Annotated in this window: 19 protein-coding genes; 11 read left to right on the top strand and 8 right to left on the bottom strand. The window is 63.5% G+C overall.

The window, feature by feature from the left end; all coding sequences use genetic code 11:
* Positions 1-261 precede the first annotated feature (261 nt).
* Complete coding sequence (locus JQ641_RS31260) at positions 262-672, top strand: hypothetical protein (protein ID WP_211999744.1); 411 nt, start codon at positions 262-264, stop codon at positions 670-672.
* 881 nt (positions 673-1,553) lie between these two features.
* Here JQ641_RS31260 and JQ641_RS31255 read toward each other — a convergent pair.
* The 3 genes from JQ641_RS31255 to JQ641_RS31245 form a co-directional block, all read right to left on the bottom strand.
* Complete coding sequence (locus tag JQ641_RS31255; RefSeq protein ID WP_211999743.1) at positions 1,554-1,994, bottom strand: hypothetical protein; 441 nt, start codon at positions 1,992-1,994, stop codon at positions 1,554-1,556.
* A 115-nt stretch (positions 1,995-2,109) separates the two neighbouring features.
* Positions 2,110-2,451 carry an ElaB/YgaM/YqjD family protein gene (locus JQ641_RS31250; RefSeq protein ID WP_211999742.1) on the bottom strand — a complete coding sequence of 114 codons (342 nt, stop codon included), beginning with the start codon at positions 2,449-2,451 and terminating at the stop codon, positions 2,110-2,112.
* Between the two features lie 81 nt (positions 2,452-2,532).
* Positions 2,533-3,585, bottom strand: a complete 1,053-nt coding sequence (locus tag JQ641_RS31245) for an AI-2E family transporter (protein WP_211999866.1) — start codon at positions 3,583-3,585, stop codon at positions 2,533-2,535.
* Between the two features lie 439 nt (positions 3,586-4,024).
* Between JQ641_RS31245 and JQ641_RS31240 the strand changes: the two genes are divergently transcribed.
* Together JQ641_RS31240 and JQ641_RS31235 are read left to right on the top strand one after the other, a co-directional pair.
* On the top strand, positions 4,025-4,786 hold the full coding sequence (locus JQ641_RS31240; RefSeq protein WP_211999740.1) for a L,D-transpeptidase: 762 nt from the start codon (positions 4,025-4,027) through the stop codon (positions 4,784-4,786).
* 19 nt (positions 4,787-4,805) lie between these two features.
* Positions 4,806-5,444: a DUF2865 domain-containing protein gene (locus JQ641_RS31235; protein ID WP_211999738.1), complete on the top strand. Its 639-nt coding sequence runs from the start codon at positions 4,806-4,808 to the stop codon at positions 5,442-5,444.
* A 137-nt stretch (positions 5,445-5,581) separates the two neighbouring features.
* On the opposite strand, the gene JQ641_RS31230 is transcribed toward JQ641_RS31235, so the two are convergent.
* Complete coding sequence (locus tag JQ641_RS31230) at positions 5,582-7,675, bottom strand: methyl-accepting chemotaxis protein (protein ID WP_211999736.1); 2,094 nt, start codon at positions 7,673-7,675, stop codon at positions 5,582-5,584.
* Positions 7,676-7,867: 192 nt separating this feature from the next.
* Here JQ641_RS31230 and JQ641_RS31225 point away from each other — a divergent pair, with 192 nt between their 5' ends.
* Positions 7,868-8,023 carry a Thivi_2564 family membrane protein gene (locus JQ641_RS31225; RefSeq protein WP_211999735.1) on the top strand — a complete coding sequence of 52 codons (156 nt, stop codon included), beginning with the start codon at positions 7,868-7,870 and terminating at the stop codon, positions 8,021-8,023.
* A 53-nt stretch (positions 8,024-8,076) separates the two neighbouring features.
* On the opposite strand, the gene JQ641_RS31220 is transcribed toward JQ641_RS31225, so the two are convergent.
* A complete protein-coding gene (locus JQ641_RS31220) occupies positions 8,077-8,277 on the bottom strand; it encodes a CsbD family protein (protein ID WP_211999734.1) in 201 nt (66 codons plus the stop codon).
* A gap of 263 nt (positions 8,278-8,540) precedes the next feature.
* Here JQ641_RS31220 and JQ641_RS31215 point away from each other — a divergent pair, with 263 nt between their 5' ends.
* A complete protein-coding gene (locus tag JQ641_RS31215; RefSeq protein ID WP_211999733.1) occupies positions 8,541-10,229 on the top strand; it encodes a methyl-accepting chemotaxis protein in 1,689 nt (562 codons plus the stop codon).
* Between the two features lie 27 nt (positions 10,230-10,256).
* On the opposite strand, the gene JQ641_RS31210 is transcribed toward JQ641_RS31215, so the two are convergent.
* The 3 genes from JQ641_RS31210 to cysD all read right to left on the bottom strand — a co-directional run bounded on the left by JQ641_RS31210 (position 10,257) and on the right by cysD (position 15,290).
* The gene (locus JQ641_RS31210) at positions 10,257-12,419 is read right to left on the bottom strand and encodes a malate synthase G (protein ID WP_211999732.1); all 2,163 of its coding nucleotides are present in this window, start codon (positions 12,417-12,419) and stop codon (positions 10,257-10,259) included.
* Between the two features lie 135 nt (positions 12,420-12,554).
* Positions 12,555-14,471: an adenylyl-sulfate kinase gene (gene cysC, locus JQ641_RS31205; protein ID WP_211999730.1), complete on the bottom strand. Its 1,917-nt coding sequence runs from the start codon at positions 14,469-14,471 to the stop codon at positions 12,555-12,557.
* Between the two features lie 24 nt (positions 14,472-14,495).
* Positions 14,496-15,290, bottom strand: coding sequence for a sulfate adenylyltransferase subunit CysD (cysD, locus tag JQ641_RS31200; RefSeq protein WP_211999863.1), 795 nt, complete (start codon positions 15,288-15,290; stop codon positions 14,496-14,498).
* A 254-nt stretch (positions 15,291-15,544) separates the two neighbouring features.
* On the opposite strand from cysD, the gene cysG reads away from it, so the two are divergent.
* From cysG to JQ641_RS31170, 6 genes are all read left to right on the top strand, one after another.
* Complete coding sequence (cysG, locus tag JQ641_RS31195) at positions 15,545-16,981, top strand: siroheme synthase CysG (RefSeq protein ID WP_211999728.1); 1,437 nt, start codon at positions 15,545-15,547, stop codon at positions 16,979-16,981.
* Complete coding sequence (locus tag JQ641_RS31190) at positions 16,978-17,295, top strand: DUF2849 domain-containing protein (protein WP_192737192.1); 318 nt, start codon at positions 16,978-16,980, stop codon at positions 17,293-17,295. Before cysG ends, JQ641_RS31190 begins: the two co-directional genes overlap by 4 nt.
* Before the next feature lie 12 nt (positions 17,296-17,307).
* On the top strand, positions 17,308-18,963 hold the full coding sequence (locus tag JQ641_RS31185) for a nitrite/sulfite reductase (RefSeq protein WP_211999726.1): 1,656 nt from the start codon (positions 17,308-17,310) through the stop codon (positions 18,961-18,963).
* Positions 18,950-19,465 (top strand): DUF934 domain-containing protein, encoded by a 516-nt coding sequence (locus tag JQ641_RS31180; protein WP_211999725.1) that lies wholly within the window; start codon positions 18,950-18,952, stop codon positions 19,463-19,465. The genes JQ641_RS31185 and JQ641_RS31180 overlap by 14 nt, the downstream gene beginning before the upstream one ends.
* The gene (locus JQ641_RS31175; protein WP_211999723.1) at positions 19,462-20,193 is read left to right on the top strand and encodes a phosphoadenylyl-sulfate reductase; all 732 of its coding nucleotides are present in this window, start codon (positions 19,462-19,464) and stop codon (positions 20,191-20,193) included. Before JQ641_RS31180 ends, JQ641_RS31175 begins: the two co-directional genes overlap by 4 nt.
* Positions 20,194-20,303: 110 nt before the next feature.
* Positions 20,304-21,305 carry a sulfate ABC transporter substrate-binding protein gene (locus JQ641_RS31170; protein ID WP_502755015.1) on the top strand — a complete coding sequence of 334 codons (1,002 nt, stop codon included), beginning with the start codon at positions 20,304-20,306 and terminating at the stop codon, positions 21,303-21,305.
* The last annotated feature ends 36 nt before the right edge of the window (positions 21,306-21,341 follow it).

Below are 21,341 nucleotides of genomic sequence, written 5' to 3'. Positions count from 1 at the left end.
TGGGTGGCTCGGCTCGCGCCGATGTTCCTGAATTTTCAAAAAAAAGCGGGGCGCGACCGGCATCACCACGGTCGCGCCCCGCATCACCGGTCTATGGGGCAGGGGGAATGACCGGCTGTTGGAAAGACTCACAAGCCGGGAAGTCGTTCCAGGCGCCTTCAAATATTTTCGTACACGGTTAAGTGATCGATTGTCCGCCGAACCCGGACGGCCCGGTTCGTGTTGTGTTCATGATCGCCATGGGGCGAGGGACACACCAACATGTCACAGATTCATAAGGGAATTTTCGGCTCGCTCGCGATCGCCTTGACCCTTGGCGCGGGCGCGGTCCAGCTCGCATTCGCCCACGACCTGATCGGCAGTCGCCAGGCTACGGCCGCGGCGCCCGAAACCGGGGTCAATCGCGCCGGCAAGTCCGATCGCGCGTCGGTTCCCGCCTCGGCCGGGCAGACACAGACCATTGTGCTGCGGCACGACGGCGTCGCCGATACCTCGGTCTTGGTCCGCGTGCCTGTTGCCAAAGCGGCGCGCAACGAAACGCGCAACGGCCCGGTGCCGACACCGCCGGCGACCAAGCCCGCATCCAAAAAAATCGCCATCGCCTGCGAGCCGCCGGTCAGCGTGCTGACCGATGTGGCCAAGCTGCTCCAGCCCGGGCGGTGCGTGACGTAAGGGGTGCTGAGTAGCCACCTCTCGCTCTCCCTCTCGTCATTCCCCGATGCGCAATTGCGCATCTGAGGGCGCGCCGCTTGGCGCGAGCCCGGAATCCATTTGACCGCATGCGCTGTCGCCCGATGGATTCCGGGCTCTCGCTTCGCGAGCCCCGGAATGACGAGGAGGGATACTCGAACTGCGGCAAAACGACCCGACGGGCAAATCAGTTGCGATTTACCGAAATCATGTCAAGCCTCGAAATAAAAAATATTTCGCTTTTACAGAACGCAAATCAGGTGCATATATTTGCCCATCCCGTCCCACTCAGAGGGCGTCGGCCGTCGTCACGGACGTTGGGCGGGTTGCGGTGGACGCTGGTTTGCGCTGAGACGATGGCGCGGACTAAGCGTACGGCAAAACCGTGTGGTCCTGGCGCCCGTTGCAGGCGTCAAGCTGTCGGAGAAGCGCGAGCGGAAACGGCCGAGCGGAAACGGCAGCGACGGAGTCAACAAGAACTCGTCTCCGGGGAGATCACGGCATAAGCCGTAAAGCCATTGCGCAGGGAAGGCCGGGTGTTCTCCGCTGCCCTGTATGCTCGTGTGCAGCCTACTTAGTGCAAACCGCACACGGGACCGCGGGTGCAGCGCGCACCCGGTCTTCCCTGCGCCCTCTCGAGTTTTGGGGGCAAAGTTTTCTGGCAAAGCTCGGGCGCAATGCGTCGCGAGAAGGCGAAGGCGTGCATTCCAACCAAAACTGTCATCGCCCGCGAAGGCGGGCGATCCAGTATTCCAGAGACGCCAATGATCGAGACGATAGGCCGCGGCGTACTGGATCCCCCGCTTTCGCGGAGGATGACAGCTTTCATTGGGGCGCGATGCGCGAACACTCACGAACGGCCTTCACTCCGCCGGCGCTTCGCCGCCCGCCTGGCTCTGGCCGCGGCTCGCCAAGAATCCCAGCGCCAGGCCGCCGACCGCCAAAATCGGAATCAGTTTCTTGATGCCGATCGCGCGCACCACCTGAATGCCGGCCGCGACCAGCATCGGATCGGCCAGCATGGTTTGGGCGGCGGATTTCGTGGTTTCCTTGACGCGCTTCTCGATCTGTTTCTTGCGCACCAAGTAGGAGATCGCCGCGATCATCGTCACCACGAAGAAGATGCCGGCGCCGGTCAGGCAAGCATAAACGGAGCCGTACCTCTCCAGCACGAAGATGAAGGCGGCCGCGCACAGAAACGATGTGGTGACGAGCAAAGCAATCGCGGCTGCTGCCGCCAGCGAGGTCAGCCGGAGCGCAGTGCCGGTCGAATCCTTGAAATCATCGATCAGTCGCTGAAACATGGGCCCGCCTCGATCTGAAAAGAACATCAATAAAAGAAACGACCTCGCGCCAGCGCCGCCATCGGGAGATGAAGGATGGCTTTCCGGCGCGGGTCATCATTGCATCATCGCCGGATTACCGGCGCCACATTGCGCCGAGCAGGAAACCCACGCCGAGTGCGAGACCGACGGTTGCCAGCGGCCGCTGCGTGATGACGTCCTCCAGCGATTCCTCGATCGAGGAGGCCGCATCCTGCGCCGCGTCCATCATGGCGCTGCCGCGCTCGGACATGTCGTCCGCCGCCTGCTCCGCATTGGCGCGCGCCTGCCGGTAGCCGCGGCGCGCCTGCTTGCCCGCGGTGCCGGCGAAACTGTTGAGCGCTTCGGTGATCTGGTCGGTGAGGGCTGCGATATCATTTTTCACGGCGGTTACATCCTTTTCCAGGCGTTCGTAGGTGGCGTTGTCGGTCGGCGACATCGAAAGCTCCCGGGCATTCAATTCAGCTATCGGGGAAACGTCCGCCCGAAGCGGAAGTTCCTGCTGCGAAACCCCTTGATTCTAGGGCAACTGCGGCGAATTGACCGGCATAAGGTGCTCCTTGAGGATCAGCGCGACGATCAGGATCGGCGACGCCAGGAACGCGCCCATCGGTCCCCACAGCCAGGTCCAGAACGCCAGCGCGATGAAAACCGCCAGCGCGTTGAGCTCGAGCCTGCGGCCCACGATCATTGGCGTGAGGAAGTGGCCTTCGAGGAAGGTCATCGCGGCAAACAGCAGCGGCGCGAGCATCCCTGCGCTGATTGTCGGGAAGGCGACAAGGCCGACCACGATCAGCACGACGAACATCGCGACCGGTCCGATGATCGGAATGAAGTTCAGCGTCGCGGCCAGCGCGCCGAGGCCGGCCGGATTGGGCATGCCCGTGACCGCGCAGATGATGCCGGTTGCGATGCCGACGCCGACATTGATCATCGTCACCATCAGCAGATAGCTCCCCAGATGCTCTTCGATCTCATTGAGGATCCGCAGCGTTCGCAGCCGCACCGGCCGGTCGCCGAAATTCATCACCAGAGCCCGGCGCAGATCCTTCCAGCTCGCGATGAACAGGATCAGCGTGGCGACGAACAGCAGGAACTCGGCGAAGGTCGGCGACAGGAATTCGAGCGTCGGCTGCACCCATTCGAACTTCGGCATGTGGAAGGTCGCCAGCGTGTCGGAGCTGCCGAGCATGCCTTGCAGCTGACGCCACAGCGCCAGCGGCCGGTCGAAGACGTGCATCTTTTCCTTCAGCTCCGCCCCCAGTTCCGGAAGCTTGCTGCTCCATTCCATCACCGGCGATGCAATCAGGCCGACCATGAAGGCTGCGCCGGTGACGACGGCGGCCACGATCAGGACGGCGCCCAGCGCACGGGGAATGCGATGGCGCTCGAGGAAGTTCGCCGCCGGCGACAGCATCGTGCCGACGATGAACGCCATCGTGACCGGCAGGAAGAACGCTTTCGCGGCGTAGAGCACGGCGACGAGGCAAATGATCAGCAACGATACCAGCGAGAAGGCGACGATTTCGGCGCGGCTGATCAGCGGGGGCAGTTCGACATTGCTGTCGGGCACCGGTGCGCCTTCCGGCGCATTGCTTTTCTGGCGTTCGCCCGGCGAAACCTTGTTGTTGGAGGCCTTGCGGTCGGATGGCTTTCGGTCGGTTGGCTTGTGCTCGCCTTGCGCCGGCTTGCGTTCCGCCGGCTTGCTTTCATTGGATGCCTTGCGATCTTCAGGCGCCCTGCGTTCTTCAGGCAAAGGCTTGGGGGGCAATACGCGCACAACGATTCTCCCCCGCGCGAGGCGGTGTTCACATGGCAGCCGCGACATCGCCCCGCGAACCGAAATCTCAAGCCACACAACGGGCGGCTGAGGCAGAAGTTCCATCGCGGAAGCGTGAGCGCCAGCGCGCTTGACAGCAGGCCTATCAAACCGAGTCGCAGGGAACTGTGCAGCCCCGGTCGCGTTGCCAATTCAGTGCATCACACGATGCGTATCCAACCGGGGCAGTCCCATGACACAGTCCTCTCATCGCCGGCGTCAGTCGCGCGTAACTCACGCGCTCGTCTTCATCAGCACCGTGCTGCTGGCCCCCTCGGTATTTTCCAGCGCGGCGAGCGCGCAGCTGCTGGGTTACGCGTCCACCCAGCCAAACTCGTTTCCCACCGATGAGGTGATGATTGAGCCGGCAACGCCCGACGCGGGCGTCGTGCCGGAGCGGCTGCGCCGCGCCGTCGTTGCTTTCAATACCAATGAAGCGCCCGGTACCATCGTGATCGATACCGGCAACACCGCGCTGTATTACGTGCTCGGCCAGGGCCGCGCCGTTCGCTACGGCGTCGGTGTCGGCCGCGAAGGCTTTACCTGGTCCGGCGTACAGACCATCAGCCGCAAGGCGGAGTGGCCGGATTGGCATCCGCCGGCCGAGATGATCGCGCGCCAGCCCTATCTGCCGCGCTTCATGGCCGGAGGCCCCGGCAATCCGCTCGGCGCGCGGGCGATGTATCTCGGCTCCAGCCAGTACCGCATCCACGGCACCAACGATCCCTCGACGATCGGCAAGTTCGTTTCCTCAGGCTGCATCCGCCTGACCAATGAGGACGTCAGCGATCTCTTTGGCCGAGTCGATATCGGTACCAAGGTCGTGGTGTTGCCGAAGAGCGCGCCGCACATGGAGACGCGCACCACCATCAGCGTGCGGCCGGCGCGTCCGGCGCTGACGCCGCCGCCCTCGGGGCGGCAGGCAATGAATTTGACGGCGTCGCAGCTCAACTGAGCCGACGACCTGACGGGAGATGCGAATGCACGTGCGTAGAATGGCAATCCTGGGCGCGGCGGCCTTGGCGGGCGTTTCCGCGCTGGCGCCAACGGCGCAAGCCCAGGACTTCTTCTCGGCCCTGTTCGGCGGCATGGGCCGGGCGAGGGCTCCTTATATTCCGTTGCCGTTTGCGAATGACGACGGGTCGGTGCCGGTCCAGCGCGGCGAGACGCGTCGCTACGGCGGCGGCCAGGCGTTTTGCGTGCGTACCTGCGACGGGCGCTATTTCCCCGTGACGGCCTCCGACAATGCCAGCCGTGCGGCGTCCTGCGACAGCTTCTGCCCGGCCAGCGAGACCAAAGTGTTTTATGGCAGCAGCATCGACAACGCCGCCGCCGACAACGGAAAGCCCTATTCGGAACTGCCGAACGCGTTCCGCTATCGCAATGAACTCGTGGCCGGGTGCACCTGCAACGGCAAGGATCAGATCGGCCTCGCGCCGATCAAGATCGAGGCCGATCCGACCTTGCGCAAGGGCGACATCGTCGCCGGTGAAAACGGTTTGCTGGTGGCCGGCCGCAGCGCCGACAAACGCGGCGCCGAACTGAACTTCTCACCCGCCTCGGACAAGGTGCGCGCCAAGTATGAACGCGTGCCGGTGGTGGCGCGGGAGTGATTGACGGCGGTCAGGGACGCGGCTCTCACCTTCCGTTATGGCCGGGCTTGACCCGGCCATCCACGCTTTGGTGGCGAAGGAAGAGTAAGTCGTGGATGCCCGGGTCAAGCCCGGGCATGACGAGGTCGTGGAGGCGACTACGCCGCGCGGATCTTGCCGAGGAACTGAGTGACCTGAGTACCTAATTGCTTGCTCTGCGTTTCCAGCGTCTCGGAGGCGTGCTTGACGTCGTCGGCGGCGGCAGCTGCCGCATCGGCGTCGGTCTTCACGCCCGAGATGTTGTCGGAGACGTTCTTGGTGCCCTGGGCGGCGAATTGCGTGCTGCGCGTGATCTCCTGCGTCGCGGCGCCCTGTTCCTGCACGGCGGCCGCAATCGCGGTCGCGACCTCGTTGACCTCGCCGATGATGCCGCCGATGCCCTTGATGGCCTCGATGGCCTCATTCGCGACCTTCTGAATGTCGGAGATCTGCTCCGAGATTTCCTCGGTCGCCTTCGCGGTCTGGCTTGCCAGCGATTTGACTTCGGACGCCACCACCGCAAAGCCGCGGCCGGCTTCACCGGCGCGGGCGGCCTCGATGGTCGCATTCAGCGCCAACAGGTTGGTCTGCGCGGCGATCGAGTTGATCAGGCCTACGACTTCGCCGATCCGGCCTGCGGATGCGGCAAGGCCCTGCACGGTACCGTCGGTCTCACGCGCCTGGCTCACCGCGCGGCTGGCAATGCCGGCGGCGTGCGCGGCCTGCTGGCTGATGTCGTTGATCGAGGCGCTCAGTTCTTCCGACGCGGCCGCGACCGTCTCGACGCTCATCGAGGCTTCGCTGGAGGCCTTTTCGGCCACCTCAACCCGCGCGTTGGTCTGGCGGGAAACCGCTGATAGCCCGTCCGAGGTGGTCCGCATCTGGCCGGACGCGTCGCCCAGCTGGTTGAGCGATTGGCGCACCAGGCTCTCGAATTCGCCGACATAGCTTTCGATCGCCTGCTGCCGCGCGGTGGCGCCGGCATTGCGTTCGCGCTCCTGCGCCTCGATCCGGACCTTGTCTTCGGCCTGCTGCTTGAACGTCTCCAGCGCGCCGGCGAGCGCGCCGATTTCGTCCTTGCGCACCGCATAGCCGGTGTCGACCGTCAGGTCGCCGGCGGCGACCTTCAGCATGGCGTCGCGCATATTGTGCAGCGGCTTGATGACGCGGCGGGTGACCAGAATCAGCGCGCCGAACGTCAGCGCCAGCGCGCCGACCAGCAGCACCAGTTGCACCACCAGCGCACGCCGCGCCGAGGAATACTGCATCACGGTGTGGTCCCGGGCAGCGTCGAGCGCCGTTTCGGCGACCTTGACCGCGCTGCCGAGGCGCCCGACCGTAATCGGCGTCCACTGGTTTGCGGTCAATTCGGGCTTTTCGCCGGCGACCAGCGTCGTCATCAGGCGATCGCGCAAAGCGATGTAGTCCGGTTCGAAATAGGCGGTCTTGGTCGCGGCTATCGCGGCGGCAAGCGCCGGCGGCAACTGCATTCCCGAGGCGGACAATTCCAGCGCGTTCCAGGCGGCCTCGATGCCGCCGGAGTATTTCAGATATTTCAGGTGTGCTTCCGGCGCCGCTTTTCCCGCGGAGAGCCCGACGGAAACCAGCAGCGACGCCTCACCCGCGGTATTGCGGAGCAGCCAGGCGGTCTGTTTGATCGCCAGCAATTGGTCGATCATCGGGTCCTGATGGTTGACCACGGTGGAAAGCGCTGCGGACAATTTGTCCAGCGTCTCCAGCAGCGCGGTCGCGGTCTCCATGTATTCCTTGCCTTGCGTCGGACGGCGAGAGGCCTTCGGCTTGCTCACCTCGTCCCAGAACTCCCTCTGTTGCGTGCTCAGCTTCTTGAACAGGCGATCGAGCTCGGGGACCAGAGTGGAGGCTTGTGCGAATTCAATCGACGGGAGCAACGTCAGCGCGTTGTTCAAGGCGGGCATTTGCGTATCGCGGATGTTGCGCAGATACTTTTCGATATCGCTGTCCATCGGCGCATCGGCATTCAATAGCCGGTTGGTCGTGGATCGGTCGGTGCGCAGATTATGCATCGCCTTGAACATGTTGGCGGATGCGTCGGTGACCACCGAGATGCGGTTTGCCACCTGCAGGCGGCCCCAGGCATCCCAGGCGTTGAGCGAGAAACCCACCACGATGCAGAAGGCGGTCGCCAGGATAACGGTCTTCAGCAGCGCGGATACGGTCAGACGGTTCAACATGATGCTCCCCAAAGCCGCGGTCATTTGGGGGTAAAAGGGTAAATACTTTAGGCAGCGCCGGCGTCGTAGAACTACGGGGCATTGAAATGGTTGTAGTTTTTCTGTTTGCACGCGGGTTCCCTGTCCGGAACCCAATGTGACCTGACACGTTAACAAAATACCAACAGCGCTATTTCAGCCGAGGGGGCCCGCATGCTTGTCAGCGTACTCGTCACGTTTCTCGTCGTTATCCTCGTTCTCTATCTCATCAACCTGCTGCCGCTTGATGGCCGCGCCAAACAGATTGCGCGCGTCGTCGTGATCATCCTCGGCGTGATCTCGCTCTTGAAATACATCGCGGTGATCTAGCGCCGCCCAAACAAAAGCCCCGGCACTGCCGGGGCTTTTCATTTTGGAGGATTCTATTTCAGTGTCCCGAACCAGTCGTCCACGTCCTTGCGGATCTGGTCCTTGGCGAAGCCGTAGCGCTGCTGCAGCTTGCCTTCGAGTTGCTCGCGACGGCCTTCGATCACATTGAGATCGTCGTCGGTGAGCTTGCCCCATTTCTCCTTGGCGGCGCCCTTGAACTGTTTCCAGTTTCCTTCAACCCGGTTCCAATCCATCGTCATTCTCCCTGTGAGTTGAGATGAATTCTCAACGAGCGCACGATCCAAACGTTCCTGCGTGCGGCAAAGCGGCATCAGCCCTGCGACAGATCGCGCGCGCCGATCTCACGGATCCTTCGACGCCCAGTAAATTTTCCGGATCGGAGTACCGAAGACAAACTGAACGTTAACGCGAGTGGTGAACAGTCTTCGCGTTTCAAGCGAATTTAAGTTCGGCTCGCCAAGAGCGGAACCGAATCGATTTTGAGGAAACGTTGGCAATGAAGCTTCGTTTGACGATCACGCGCGCAATAGTCCTGTTCGGCCTTGTCACGGCCATCGGTCTCGGGGCCGTGGTGTTCACCGGTCTCTTCGCGCTCAGCGAGGTCAAGGTCGGCGGCCCCCTCTACAACAAGCTCAAGCTCGGCAACGATCTGATCGCCGACATCCTGCCGCCGCCGGAATATGTGATCGAATCCTATCTCGAAGCCACCCTTGCGCTGAATAACCCGGCTGAACTCGCCAACCGTCGCGATCGGCTGAAGCAATTGAAAAAAGAGTATGACGAGCGCCACGAGTTCTGGGTGAAGTCGGACCTCGAGCCTGTGGTCAAGGCGAAGTTCGTCGTGGATTCGCATCGCGAGGTGCAGCGCTTCTGGAACGCCATCGAGCAGGCGTTCCTGCCGGCCTTGGCCAAGGCAGATACCGCCGCCGCGGCCAAGGCGTATTCGGAGATCTCGGCCGCCTATCTGGCGCACCGCGCCCTGATCGACGAAATCGTCAAGAAGACCACGGACGACAACGCGGCCATTGAGAGTGCCGCGACCCAGCGTGTCGGCACGTTCAACGCTATCCTGTGGGGCATCTCGGGCCTGGTCTTCCTGATCATCGGCGGCGGCCTTGTCGGCGTCGGCCTCGGTGTGATCCGGCCGATGACCCGCATGACCGGCGTGATGGCACGGCTCGCCGGCGGCGGATTGGATATTGAAATACCGTCCCTCAAACGAACCGATGAGGTCGGTGCCATTGCCCGCGCCGTCCAGGTGTTCAGGGAAAACGCACTGCGCGTTCAGGCCATGGAATCCGAACAGGCCGATCTCAAGCTCAAGGCGGAGGAGGAACGCAAGCTGGCGATGAGCCAGGTCGCCGACGGCTTCGAGCAGGCGATCGGCAAGATCATCGAGGCCGTCTCATCGGCGTCTTCCGAGATCGAACTCGCCGCCGGCAGCCTGACCAGGACGGCCGAAACCAGCCACAAGCATACGGCAGAGGCGGCATCCGCTTCCGACCGTTCATCGGCCAATGCGCAATCGGCGGCCGCCGCTTCGGAGCAGATGGCTTCCTCGGTGACCGAAATCAGCCGCCAGGTGAAGCAATCGGAAGACATCACCCATGCGGCCGTGCGTCAGGCCGAGCAGACCAATGAGCGGATCGCGGAATTGTCGCAGGCGGCCGGCCGCATCGGCGAAGTCGTCAAGCTGATCGCGGCGGTGGCCGAGCAAACCAATCTGCTGGCGCTCAATGCGACCATCGAGGCGGCGCGCGCCGGCGAGGCGGGCCGCGGCTTTGCGGTGGTGGCTTCCGAGGTCAAGGCGCTTGCCGCGCAAACCGCCAAGGCGACCGAGGAAATCAGCGCCCAGATCACCCAGATGCAGTCGGCAACGGAGCAGTCGGTGTCCGCGATCAAGGCGATCGGCGGCACGATCGGGCAGATCTCAGAAATTTCAACGGCGATCGCCGCGGCTGTCGAACAGCAGGGCACCGCGACGCAGGAGATTGCGCGCAACGTCCAGCAAGCGGCCGAGGGTGCCATCGAGGTCGGCGGCTGCCTCGCCGATGTCAGCCGTGGTTCGGCCGACACCCAGGCGGCGGCCGAACAGGTTCATGGTTCCGCCCGTTCGCTCTCGCAGGAAGGCCATTCCCTCAAGCTCGAGGTCGGAAAATTCCTGCAGACGATACGCGCGGCCTGATATCCGAACGGAATTCAGGCCGGCCGGTCAGCCGGCCGCCTTGGCTTCGCGGCGGCGGGCGGTGAGGATGTATTCGGTGTACCCGTTCGGCTGCTCGCGGCCCTTGAACACCAGGTCGCACGCCGCCTTGAAGGCGATGCCGTCGAAGCCGGGCGCCATCGGCTTGTAGAGCGCATCGCCCTTGTTCTGGCCGTCGACGACGACCGCCATGCGCTTCAGGGATTCCATCACCTGGTCCTTGGTGATGACGCCTTGATGCAACCAGTTGGCCAGATGTTGCGCCGAGATGCGCAAGGTGGCGCGGTCTTCCATCAGGCCGACGCCGTGGATGTCAGGCACCTTCGAGCAGCCGACGCCCTGGTCGATCCAGCGCACGACATAGCCCAGAATGCCCTGGCAGTTGTTGTCGATCTCCTGCTTCACGTCGTCGGGCGCCCAGTTCGACTGCGACACCGGAATGGTGAGGATGTCGGAGAGCTTTGCGCGCTGGCCGCCTGTGGTGAGCTCCTGCTGGCGCGCCTGCACGTTGATCTGGTGATAATGCAGCGCGTGCAGCGTGGCGGCGGTCGGTGACGGCACCCAGGCGGTGGTGGCGCCGGCCGAGGGGTGGCCGATCTTCTGCGTCAGCATGTCGGCCATCTTGTCGGGGGCTGCCCACATGCCCTTGCCGATCTGGGCATGCCCGGGCAGGCCGTCGATCAGGCCCATGTCGACGTTCCAGTCTTCATAGGCCTTAATCCAGGGCTGCGCCTTCATGTCGTTCTTGCGGATCATCGGACCCGCTTCCATCGAGGTGTGGATCTCATCGCCGGTGCGGTCGAGGAAGCCGGTGTTGATGAAGCAGATCCGCTTCGAGGCGTTCTGGATGCAGGCCTTGAGGTTGACCGTGGTGCGGCGCTCCTCGTCCATGATGCCGACCTTCATGGTGTTCTCCGGCAGCGACAGCAGCTTCTCGACCTCGCCGAACAGCTCACAGGTCAGCGCGACCTCGTCGGGGCCGTGCATCTTCGGCTTGACGATGTAGACCGAACCGGTGCGGCTGTTCTTGGTCTTTGAGCCGCCCTTGAGATCGTGGATCGCCAGCAGGCCGGCGACCGCGGCGTCGAGCAGGCCTTCCGGAATTTCCTCGCCCTTGGAGTCCAGCACGGCGTCGGTGAACATGTGATGGCCGACATTGCGCATCAATAGCAGGCTGCGGCCGTGCAGCGTCAGGTCCTTGCCGTCCGGCGTCTTGTAAACGCGGTCGGGGTTGAGCGAACGCTTGAGCGTCTTGCCGCCCTTGTCGAAATCCGCCGACAGCGTGCCGTCCATCAGGCCGAGCGTGTTGCGATAGACCAGCACCTTGTCCTCGGCGTCGACGGCGGCGACGCTGTCTTCCATGTCGAGGATGGTCGAGACCGCCGATTCCAGGATCATGTCGGCGACCCCTGCCGGATCGTCCTTGCCGATGGTGCTGCTGCGATCGATTTTGATTTCGACATGCATGCCGTTGTTGACCAGCAGGATCGCGGTCGGCGCGTCAGGGGCGCCCAAATAGCCGGCGAACTGTTCGGGTGACTTGAGCGCGGTGGCGTTGCCGCTCTTCAGTTTGACCGCGAGCTGGCCCGCGATCACGCTGTAGGAGGTTACGTCGGTGTGGCTGCCGGTCGCGAGCGGCGCGGCGGCGTCGAGGAACGCCTTGGCCTTGGCGATCACCTTGTCGCCGCGCGCCTTGTTGTAGCCGCGGCCAGCCTCGCTCGGATCGTGCGGGATCGCATCGGTGCCGTAGAAGGCGTCATACAGGCTGCCCCAGCGGGCATTCGCCGCGTTGAGCGCATAGCGGGCGTTGGTCAGGGGGACGACGAGCTGCGGCCCGCAGATCTCGCCGATTTCCTCGTCGACATTTGCGGTCTCGACCTTGTGGGTCGCGGGCTCCGGCAAGAGATAGCCGATCTCCTTGAGGAAAGCGGTATAGGCGTTCATGTCGAACGCCTTTCCCTTGTTGGCGCGGTGCCAGCCGTCGATCTTGGCCTGCAGCGCGTCGCGGACGGCGAGCAGCTCGCGGTTTTTCGGTCCCAGTTTGGCGATGATGGCGGCAAGCCCGGCCCAGAATGCGTCGGGGGAAATCCCGGTCTTGGGGGTCGCCTCCTTGGCGATGAAATCGAACAGTTCAGGGGCGATCTTCAATCCGTGGGCATCGACACGATTCATGATGGGCTTTCTCGGGGTAGAAACGGCGAACAGGAAGGCGTTTTCAGTATGAAAACAGCAAAAAGCGCGCCAAAAGGGGCGGCGTCGGCCGCCCTTTTAGCCCTAAAGCCGGGTCGATGAGAAGGCCCCAAAAGCCTAGATATTGGCCGCCAGATCGACCAGTTCGTCGAACAAAACGCCGGTCTCAGCCAGCATCCGTTCGATCGCGTCGGTGGCGTCGGCCACTGTCCGGGTTGAGGTGTCGAGCCTCAACTCGCATTCGAGCGGGGCCTGATAGTCGTTGGTGATCCCGGTGAACGAGGGGAGCGTACCGGCGCGGGCCTTGGCATAGTGGCCTTTGGGATCGCGGCTCTCGCACACCTCGGCAGGAGCGGCGACGTGGATTTCGCGGAAGGCGGTATCGGCGATGCGGCGCGCCACTGCGCGATCCGCAATCGCGGGCGAAACCGCGGCGACGATGGCGATGTGACCGTTGCGCGCCAGATGGGTGGCGACTTCCGCGAGGCGGCGAATGTTTTCGCTACGATCCTGTGGTGAAAAGCCCAGATCGTTGTTGAGGCCGGCGCGCAGGGTGTCGCCGTCAAGCAGGATCGGTGAACCGCTGCGAGAGAACAGCCGTCGCTCCAGCGCGCGGGCCAGCGTCGATTTGCCCGAGCCGGGCAAGCCCGTCAGCCAGATCACCGCGCCGTTATGGTGATAGCGCGCCGAACGCTCTTCGGGGCGCAGCGCTGACTCAACGGGAACGATGTCGATTGGGACGGCGCGTTGTCCGGCATCGACCGACAGCACGAGGCCGCCGCCGGCAATGCGGCCGTTGACCTCGATCACCAGCCGTCCGGTGCGCGGATTATCCTGATAGGGGTCGGCCGCAACCGGCTGCGCCAGCGAAATGTCGATTTCGCCAACGTGATTGCGCGCGATCGACTTGGTCTCCTCATTGGAGAGTTCGCCGGGATCGACCGCCTTCTCGATCGCGACCACCTGAGCGCGGCTTTCGCGGGTGCCGAGGCGGATCAGGATCTGCTCGCCCTTGGCGAGCGGCTTGTCGTGCAGCCAGAAAATCCGGGCGCGAATCCGCCGCGTATCGCGCGGGGTCGCGCCGGCATGGGCGATCACGTCGCCGCGTTCGATGAACAATTCGCGGTCGAGCGTGATACCGACCGACCTGCCGGCGCCGTGGCTGCCGTTGACAGGGGTTACCGGCCAGCTCTCGACGGTCTTGATCTTCGCGATCTTGCCGGCGGGCATGATGACGATCTCGTCGCCGGCGCTGAGACTGCCGGATTCGATGCGGCCGGCGACGATGCGGCGGTCGTCGAATTTGTAGATCGCCTGCACCGGCAGCCGCAGCGCGAGCTGCTCCAGCGGCCGTGCCGGTTCGAGCGCATCGAGCGCCTCGACGACGCTCGGCCCCTGGTACCAGGAGATCCGCGGCGTGCGTTCGGCAACGCCGTCGCCGTCGCGCGCGGAAATCGGGATCACCGCCGACGGGGTCACGCCGAGGCCGATCAGATGCGAAGAAATCTCGTCGCTGATCTCCTTGAAACGTTCCGCGCTGAAATCGACGCGGTCCATCTTGTTGACGACGACGGCAACCTGCTTGATGCCGAGCAGATGCAGCAGATAGCCGTGTCGCCGGGTCTGGTCGCGCACGCCTTCCAGCGCGTCGATGATCAGCACCGCGCCGTCGGCCTGCGAGGCGCCGGTGATCATGTTGCGCAGGAATTCGGCGTGGCCGGGCGCGTCGATCAGCACCACGTCGCGCGAGCGGGTGCGGAAACGGATCTGCGTGGTGTCGATGGTGATGCCCTGGTCGCGCTCGGTTTGCAGCGCATCCAGCAGAAACGACCATTCGAACGGCATGCCGCGCCGCGCGCTGACGGCTTTCAGCATTTCCAGCTTGCCCTCGGGCAGGCTGCCGGTTTCATGCAGCAGGCGGCCGACCAGGGTGGATTTGCCGTGGTCGACATGGCCGACGATGACGATGCGAATCTGCGGCCGCGTCGTGCCGTTGGGTGTCGCCAATACGCTTGAGGGGAGGATCATGTTCATCGCAGCACTCACACCTAATGTCCATCAGAGATAACCGGCGACACGCAGCCGCTCGAATGCATCTTCGGTTTCGTGATCGAGCGCGCGGCCCGCACGTTCCGGCACCTTGGTGCCGTCGAGTTCGGTCAGGATTTCATCGATGCTGGAAGCGGTCGACGCCACCGGATTGGTGATGTCCTGATCGCCCAGCGAGCGATAACGCTTGCCGTCCTTCGACAGATACAGCGGGATGATCGGAATGTTCTCGCGCTTGGTGTAGGCCCAGATGTCGGCCTCGGTCCAATGCAGGATCGGGTGGATGCGCAAATGCGCGCCTTGCGGCGGCGAGGCGTTGAAATGGTCCCAGAATTCCGGGGGCTGGTCGCGGACGTCCCAGCCGCCTTCAATACCGCGCGGCGAGAACACGCGCTCCTTGGCGCGGGTGGCTTCCTCGTCGCGGCGAATGCCGGCGATCAATCCGTCAAAACCGTATTTGGTCAGCGCCCATTTGAGGCCTTCGGTCTTGCGGGCGGCGGAACGCGCGGCCGGCGGCAGTGTCGGATCGACGGCGTCGATCGGCGGGCAGGGCTCGATCTTGAGATCGAGTTCCCATTCCTTGCCGAAGCGATCGCGGAACGCATACATCTCGGCAAATTTCTTGCCGGTGTCGACATGCAAGGCCGGGAACGGCACGCGGCCGAAGAACGCCTTGCGCGCCAGCCAGATCATGACGTTGGAATCTTTGCCCAGCGACCACAGCAGCGCCAGCTTCTTCAACCGCGCGAAGGCTTCGCGCAGGATGTAGATGCTCTGCGCCTCGAGCTCGTCGAGGTGGTCCATCGAGGGCGGCGGCAGCTGCCCATGGGCCAGAATTTTGGGCGCGGATGAGGCCTGGTTGAAGGCCGCGGGCTGCAACCCGTGTCCGCCGGATTCCTTGTTGAGAAGATGCATCTCTTGGCCTTGGACTTGAGAGTGGAAAAATTCTAAAGTTGCACCGCAATAGAGAAGAAATAATTTTCTCTTTGCAGGCCTTGATCGAGAGATAAATAGAAAATAATTTCAGTCAACCCCCAAGTTGGGGAAGCGAGTATCTGATGCGCTATCTGCCTGTGTTTCTGGATCTGCAAAGCGGCAAGGTGCTGCTCGTTGGAGCGGGCGATCTCGCGCGCGCCAAATTGCGGTTGCTCGCCGCCGCCGGCGCGCAGGTTCGCTGGTTCGCGACCGACGGCGATCAGGACCTCTCCGGCCTTGCCGCTGAGGACGTGGCGCGGATCGAGCCTGATGCCGGTGATCCGCTCACCGCCGATCTGACTGATGTGATCGCGATCCTCTGCGCCGGTGCCGGCGACATTGGCGTGGCGATGTCGGTACGCGCCAAGGCGGTCGGACTGCCCGTCAATGTGATGGACGACCTCGTCCATTCGACTTTCATCTTTCCCGCCATCGTCGATCGCGGCGACGTCGTCGTTGCCGTCGGCACCGGCGGCACTTCCCCTGTCGTGGCGCGCCGCGTGCGCGAGCGCATCGAAGCTGTCCTGCCGGCGCGGATCGGCGATCTCGCCGGTTTCATCGGCGGCTTTCGCAAAGCGATGCATGCGCGGATCCCCGAATTTTCGTTGCGCCGGCGTTTCTGGGAACGCGTGATCGACGGACCGATCGGCGCGCTTGTTCTGGCCGGGCGCAAGGACGAAGCCGAGAAGGAACTGCAGGCGATCGCGGACCCTTCCGCTTTCGCCGGTGCCAATGATCAGGGCAAGGCCGACGGCCGGGTGACGCTGGTCGGCGCCGGGCCGGGCGATCCGGACCTGCTCACCATCAAGGCGCTGCGCGCGCTGCAGGACGCCGATGTCGTTTTTTATGACGAACTGGTATCGCCGGAAATTCTCGATCGCGTACGCCGCGATGCTTCGCGCATTCCGGTCGGCCGCCGCGTCGGCAAGCCCGGTATCGGCCAGGATGCGATCAACAAATTGTTGATCGAGGCAGCGAGATCAGGCCAGCGCGCGGTGCGGCTGAAGGGCGGCGACCCCTTCATCTTCGGCCGCGGCGGCGAGGAAATCGAAGTGTTGCGCGCGGCCGGTGTCGCCTATTCGGTGGTGCCGGGCATCACCGCCGGATTGGGCGCCGCGGCGCAGTTTGAAGCGCCGCTGACCTATCGCCACGAGGCGCTGCGCATCACGTTCCTGACCGCGCACAAGGCGCGGGACGCCGAGACAGTCGACTGGTCGGTGCTGACAGACAAGAAGATGACCATCGTGGTCTACATGGGCATGACCGCGGCACCCGCGATCCGTGCGGGCCTGCTCGCCGCCGGACGCTTGCCGCAAACGCCGGTCGGCGTGTTCGCGCGGGTGACGCGGCCGGACGCCCAAGCGGTGGTCGGCACGCTCGAACATTTGCCGGCGCTGGTCGAACAAATCGACGGCGGTCCCGCCGTCCTCATCATCGGTGACGTGGTCGCGCATTCCGCACCATGGCGCCAATCAGATCTCGATCAAGTGATCTCCGAATTGAGGGATGCTGCAGAATGACTTCTCCGTTACAACAAAAGATCAAGATCACGGGACCTTCGATGGTCACCGCCAACCGCACCTGGGATGGCGTTGTGATCTATCGCACCGCGCAACAAGGCTGGTCGGCGAACCTGTCGGACGCCGCGATCGTGCGCACCTCGGATGAGGCGCGAACACTGCTTGGTGAAGCCACCGCCGATGACGTCGGCGCGATCGGCCCCTATATCGCGCCGGTCGAGCTCAAGGACGGCGGCGAGATCAAGCCCGGCAATCTCCGCGAACATATCCGGTCGGAAGGCCTCACCATCGATCTGCTTCCGGTTCCGGCGTAAGGCACATCCATCATGTACGCATATGACGAACTTGATCGCACGCTGATCAACGAACGCGTGTCTGAATTCCGCGACCAGGTGAAGCGCCGCCTTTCCGGCGAACTCACCGAGGACGAATTCAAGATGCTGCGCCTGCAGAACGGCGTCTATCTGCAACTGCACGCCTACATGTTCCGCGTCGCGATCCCCTACGGCACGCTGTCGTCCAAGCAGTTGCGCGCGCTGGCCCGCGTCGGACGCCGCTACGACCGCGGCTATGGCCATTTCACCACAAGGCAGAACATCCAGTTCAACTGGATCAAGCTCGCCGAACTGCCGGACGCGCTCGCGGACCTTGCCGAGGTCGGCATCCATGCGATGCAGACGTCCGGCAACAACATGCGCAACGTCACCTCGGACCAGTGGGCCGGCGTCGCGCCGGGCGAGGTCGAGGATCCCCGCATCTGGTCGGAGATCCTGCGCCAGCACACCACGCTGCATCCGGAATTCTCGTTCCTGCCGCGCAAATTCAAGATCGCGATCACGGCATCCGAGCACGACCGTGCCGCGATCAAGGTGCACGACATCGGGCTGCGCCTGTACAAGAACGCGGAAGGCGAAACCGGCTTTGAGGTGCTGGTCGGCGGCGGTCTTGGCCGCACACCGTTCATCGGCAAGACCATCAAGCCGTTCGTGCACGGCCGCGACATCCTGAGCTATGTCGAGGCGATCCTGCGCGTCTACAACCAGTACGGCCGCCGCGACAACATCTACAAGGCCCGCATCAAGATCCTGGTGCACGAGCTCGGCATCGAGAAGTTCGCGCGCGAGGTCGACGAGGAATGGAAGCAGATGGGCGACGTCGGATTGACGCTCGACCATTCCGTCATCGAGGAGGTGCGTTCGCGCTTCTCCTATCCGGCCTATGAAAAGCTGCCGCACATGCCGGACGAGCTGAAACAGGCCGCGCATGATCCGCTGTTCGAACGCTGGCGCAGGAATTCCGTGTTCCCGCACAAGGTCCAGGGCTATTCGATCGTGACGCTGTCGCTGAAGCCGGTGGGCGCACCGCCCGGCGACGCCACCTCCGACCAGATGGACGCGGTCGCCGATCTCGCCGACCGCTATTCCTTCGGCGAAATCCGTGTCGGCCACGAACAGAATCTGTGCCTGCCGCATGTCGCCAAGCGCGACCTGCCGCAGCTATGGAAGGCGCTCGACCGCATCGGGCTCGCGACGCCGAACGTCAATCTGGTCACCGACATCATCGCCTGCCCCGGGCTGGACTATTGCTCGCTGGCCAATGCGCGCTCGATCCCGATCGCGCAGGAGCTGACCCGACGCTTTGCCAATCACGACACCGCCGAGCTGATCGGCCGGCTGCACATCAACATCTCCGGCTGCATCAACGCCTGCGGCCATCACCACGTCGGTCACATCGGCATTCTCGGCGTCGAGAAGAACGGCGAGGAGTTTTACCAGATCACCATCGGTGGTCGCGCCGACGAGGGCGCGCAGATGGGTACGCTGATCGGCCCGGCGATTCCCTATGCGGAAGTCGCCGACGTGATCGAGGATATCGTCGAAGCCTATCTCGCACTGCGCGACCGTCCCGAGGAGTTGTTCGTGGATGCGGTGAAGCGCCTGGGTGTCGAGCCATTCAAGGAGCGGGTCTATGCCACTCGTTAAGCAGGGTAGAATTGCCACCGATCTGTTCGTCCATGTTGCCGACGGCGCCGAGTTGCCCGGCGATGGCGCGATCTTCGTTCCGGCGGCGCGGTTCCTCGAGGATCCGGAAGCCTTTCTGAAGCGCGCCGGCAAGGTCGGCGTGATCTGGCCGAACAACCGCGATCTCGACGATCTCGTGCCGTATCTCGGCCGGCTGGCCGCGGTGGCGCTGGTGTTTCCCTCGTTTCGCGACGGCCGCGCCTACAGCCAGGCGCGCCTGCTGCGCGAACGGCACGGCTTCGACGGCGAACTGCGCGCCACCGGCCAGGTGCTGCGCGATCAGTTCGTGTTCATGCTGCGCGCCGGCTTCGACACGTTCGAAGTGAAAAAGGACAGCGACGCCGAGGCGTTTGCCTCTACCGCAAAAAGCTATTCGGTGTTCTACCAGCCGACCGGCGATGGCCGCCTCACCGCGCTGCATCGGCGGATGCTGCTGCGTCATTCGGAGAGTGCCGGCCAGTGAACGCGCTCGTACCCCAGGCCGTGATAGAGAAAACTTTGGACCTGTCGCCGGCGCAGGCGCTCGATCGCGCGCTCCGCAGCGCGTCATCAGCGGAAGTCATTGAAGCGGCGTTGAAGGCCGTCGGCCGCGAGAAGCTGGCGGTGGTCTCGTCGTTCGGCACGGAATCGGCGGCCTTGCTCAAGGTGATGGCAGACGTCGATCCGGCGATTCCGGTGATCTTCCTCGACACCGGCTGGCTGTTTGAGGAGACGCTGGCCTATCGCGACACGTTGATCGCAACGCTCGGCCTGCGCGACGTCCGCTCGATCAAGCCGCTGGAAGAAACCTTGTCGCGCGAGGATCCGGACCGCGAATTGTGGTTCTCCGATCCCGACGCCTGCTGCCGTATCCGTAAAGTCGAGCCGCTGGCGCGGGCGTTGGCGCCGTTCTCGGCCTGGATCAACGGCCGCAAGCGCTTCCAGGGCGGCCTGCGCGCCGAGATGGCAGTCGTCGAAGACGACGGCGCCAGGCTGAAATTCAACCCGTTCGCCAATGTCGCGCGCGAAGAGATCGAGGCGATCTATAAGCTCGCAAATCTGCCGCCGCATCCGCTGCTGGCGTCGGGCTACCTGTCGGTCGGATGCATGCCGTGCAGCAGCCGGACCTCGCCTGACGAGGACGCGCGTGCCGGTCGCTGGCGCGGAAGAGCCAAGACAGAATGCGGCATCCACACGATCAAGACTTCATAGGACAATGACGCTGCACCGCCGCAAACAATGAAAAGCGGTTTCGTTGACTAAAGGCCACTTCACCGCGAGTTATGTCCCGCGTGTTCCGGTGATATCGTTCACCAGGCCGAATGGAGATTGAGATGTTCCGTCGTATTCTGCCCCTCGTCGCGGGACTGCTCTGGGCAGGTTCTGCGCTCGCCGCCGATGTAACGCTGCTCAACGTGTCGTACGATCCGACGCGCGAGCTCTATGCCGATTTCAACAAGGCGTTCATTGCCGCTTACAGCAAGGAAACAGGCAAGACCGTCGAGATCAAGCAGTCGCACGGCGGCTCCGGTTCGCAGGCGCGTTCTGTGATCGACGGATTGCAGGCGGACGTGGTCACGCTGGCGCTGGCCTATGATATCGATGCGATCGCCGGCAAGGGCCTGGTGTCGCCGGATTGGCAGAAACGTCTGCCGCTCAACGCCTCGCCCTACACGTCGACGATCGTGTTTCTGGTGCGCAAGGGCAATCCCAAGGCCATCAAGGATTGGGACGATTTGATTAAACCTGGCGTCAGCGTCATCACGCCGAACCCGAAAACATCAGGCGGTGCGCGCTGGAATTATCTGGCGGCATGGGGCTATGCCGAGAAAAAGTTCGGTTCGTCCGACAAGGCCAGAAAATTCGTCGGCGATCTCTTCAAGAACGTGCCGGTGCTCGATACCGGCGCGCGGGGCTCCACCGTGACCTTCGTCGAGCGCGGTGTCGGCGACGTGCTGCTGGCATGGGAGAACGAGGCGTTCCTGGCGCAGCGCGAGTTCGGCAAGGACAAGTTCGAGATCGTCTCGCCGCCGCTGTCGATCCTGGCCGAGCCGCCGGTCTCCGTGGTCGACAAGGTGGCCGACAAGAAGGGCACCCGCGCGGCGGCTGAAGCCTACCTGAAATACTGGTATACCAAGGAAGGTCAGGAAATCGCCGCACGCAACTCCTACCGTCCGCGCGATTCGGAAATCGCCAAGGAATACGAAAAATCTTTCGCCAAGGTCGAACTTTTCACGATCGACGACGTTTTCGGTGGTTGGGCCAAGGCGCAGAAGGAACATTTCGCAGAAGGCGGTATCTTCGACCAGATCTACAAGAACTGAGTTCTAGAACGGATCTGGGCGATTTACCGAGCAATC

Source organism: Bradyrhizobium sp. JYMT SZCCT0180 (assembly GCF_018130165.1).
In the GTDB taxonomy this organism is placed as follows: Bacteria; Pseudomonadota; Alphaproteobacteria; order Rhizobiales; family Xanthobacteraceae; genus Bradyrhizobium.
This window is presented reverse-complemented; position numbering and strand designations above follow the sequence as displayed.